3 pseudogenes are annotated in these 2,574 nt (G+C 43.6%); all 3 read left to right on the forward strand.

From position 1 onward, the window contains the following. Window positions 1–292 precede the first annotated feature (292 nt). A pseudogene (locus BCU34_RS24020) lies at window positions 293–1,497 on the forward strand (YbfB/YjiJ family MFS transporter). A gap of 14 nt (window positions 1,498–1,511) precedes the next feature. Beyond that, a pseudogene (locus tag BCU34_RS24025) lies at window positions 1,512–2,145 on the forward strand (glutathione S-transferase family protein). A 259-nt stretch (window positions 2,146–2,404) separates the two neighbouring features. Then, a pseudogene (locus tag BCU34_RS24030) lies at window positions 2,405–2,574 on the forward strand (DUF2860 family protein); the annotation flags it as partial.

The raw sequence follows: 2,574 nt of genomic DNA on the forward strand, positions 1-2,574 counted from the left end.
TTGAACGGATTCAGCATCAAAGCCTCTCAAGATCTCTTTAGATTAACGTTCGAGGGGAGAGCATTCTTTGCCATTGAACATATGGCTATAGTTGTAACGATCGATATTCAGATACTCCCCCTCCCATTAGCTTTACCTATACCAGCTAGAGATTAGAGATGTAAATGACCAATCTGACACTTACAAAAAATGTGTTGTCATCAAACCTTAAACATTAGAGCAAAACTCAGCTTAGATAGTTCAAGTTTAAATGTTAGCGTAATGTTACATATGCAAACCAACAGTACGAGATATGCAGCACGTAAAACTCTTAAACCGCAACACCTTCTGCTGGGCTCGCAGCAACATTAGTTGGGAACGGGATTGGTCGCTTTGCCTACATAGCACTAATGCCTGTGCTCATTCAAAGTGGGTGGTTCTCAAGCGAAGATGTCTGGATACCGGCGCAGCAACACTGATTGGCTATATATTCGGAGCTCCTGCATCGAGCTTTTTACAAAGATATTATTCAACAGGCACACTCATACGTGCCTCTTTGTTGTTAAGTAGCTTTAGCTATCTTGGGTTGTGCCTTAAAATCTGCGCCCTTTGAATGGTTTTTAACGCTTGTGAAACCACAGGGTATATCAGGTGCCGTACTCATGGTACTCGCACCACTCCAGGATCACCAGCCTTCACCCTCAAGAGATGAAAGCAAGAATCAGTGGCGTCGTATTTTCAGGCATTGGCCTCGGCGCCATGATTTCAGGAACAATCATACCTTTGCTTATCTACCAAAGTGTTGAAAGTGCATGGTTAGGTATGGGAGCGATCGCTTTTCTCGCAACTGTCCTGACGTGGAAAACATGGGCTCTTGAAGCTAAACCAAACCATTGTGATAAAAGCCCATCGACGTTTGATGCCTTATCTAAGAATAAGCGCATTAGTATTAGCTGCGTACTTTTAGCCTACACCTTTAGCGCCATTGGTTATTTACCTCATACTCTTTTTTGGGTCGACTATATTGTTCGAGAGCTAAAAATGAGTTTTGCGAGCGGTGGTTTTTATTGGGCTGTGTTTGGAATAGGAGCAGCGATTGGGCCAATAGTAACTGGTATATTAGGGGATAAATTTGGACTTAAAAAAGCACTATTAGCGGCGTTTATTTGTAAAGCTGCTGGGGTTGCTCTTCCACTATTAAGCACCAGTGAAACAGCACTTTTTGCTTCATCTTTGTTGGTCGGTATGTTTACGCCTGGCACCGTAACACTGGTATCAACCTACACCTTAGAAATCGTCAGGACTCAGCTCCATACGAAATCTTGGGGAGCAATGACAATGGCTTTTGCTATATCGCAAGGAATAGTCGGCTTCGTTATGGCTCACTACGCCCCTCAACTCACCAGTTATAACCTCTTATTTATGATCAGCGCGAGTGCACTGATTCTGTCGATACTCTGCATCGCATTTACATCAACCAAACAGCAGACATTAAACACTGCTCAAATAAGTTCTTAGCAAAGGAATCGCTCATGAAACTGTATTTAAACGACACATCTCCATTCTCCAGAGCAGTACTGGCAACGGCCTATTTGTGTGATGTCTTAATGGTTCTTGAATGGGTCGACCCGTGGCAAACACCCTGCACATTGGTCGCAGTTAATCCATTAGTACCATTCCGGTTCACAGAAACCAGTGATGAGGTTGCACTGACCGAGAGTTTAACGATCTGTAGAGTTCCTCATGCAAGCATACCCAACAGAAAAACTAACAGTGACCAAGGCTAGCGACACTCAACGTATGTCGTTATTGGGAGTGAGTAAAACGTTGATGGAAGTGGCCTTTCGGTGTGCTGCACTGAGCCGCTTCGAAGCTGAGCAAAACGAGCTAACGATTGGGGAAAGGAAGGTATTAAAAGAAGCGTTAAAGCACTTATCGGGCAGTTGAATAACAATGATGATTTGCTTGGACCTGACTTCTCAACATTGTACCTGCACGTCGCATTAGATTACGTCTTATTCAGGCATGCTAATTTGCTTTCAGCAGAAGAGCGCGACATCCTCACTACTGCTTTACATAATTCGCCGTTTAAAGCCACATTGGGCAAAACTTAGCCTAGAGTCGCTTTCAAAAAAGCTTAACTATTGCGAATACAAAAATTCTTGATCACTTTGAATAGTGTTGTGTTGAACGAGTCTAACAAGACCTCGCACACGCGAAGCCTTGTTTTATCTGCGTTCCAACGAACAAGCAGCTAGCAATTTACGATAGTAAAACCAAATTAACTAGAGAGCCATTCATCCAATACTTTGATGAATTTAGTATGGCGCACGAAAAACGCGAAAGCGTTTCACGATAAATGCGAAAACAGGGTGGAAAGACGAACGGTTAAACACCCAAATTCTCCGGTAACTGAACGAAGTACATGCGGTCAGAAACTTGGGCTGATCCGTACAACACCACATCAGCTCGCACGAAGACAAAAATCGATGAAACTGGCAATGCGTTTCGTTTGAAGCTAAGCAACATTGTGGGGTCAGCTTTCTCGCTAGACATGGCCTACGCCACCAAAGATGTGGAAGAAGATCGCGTTGA

Origin of the sequence: Vibrio sp. 10N.286.45.E10, from assembly GCF_002874195.2 — a bacterium.
In the GTDB taxonomy this organism is placed as follows: domain Bacteria; phylum Pseudomonadota; class Gammaproteobacteria; order Enterobacterales; family Vibrionaceae; genus Vibrio; species Vibrio crassostreae.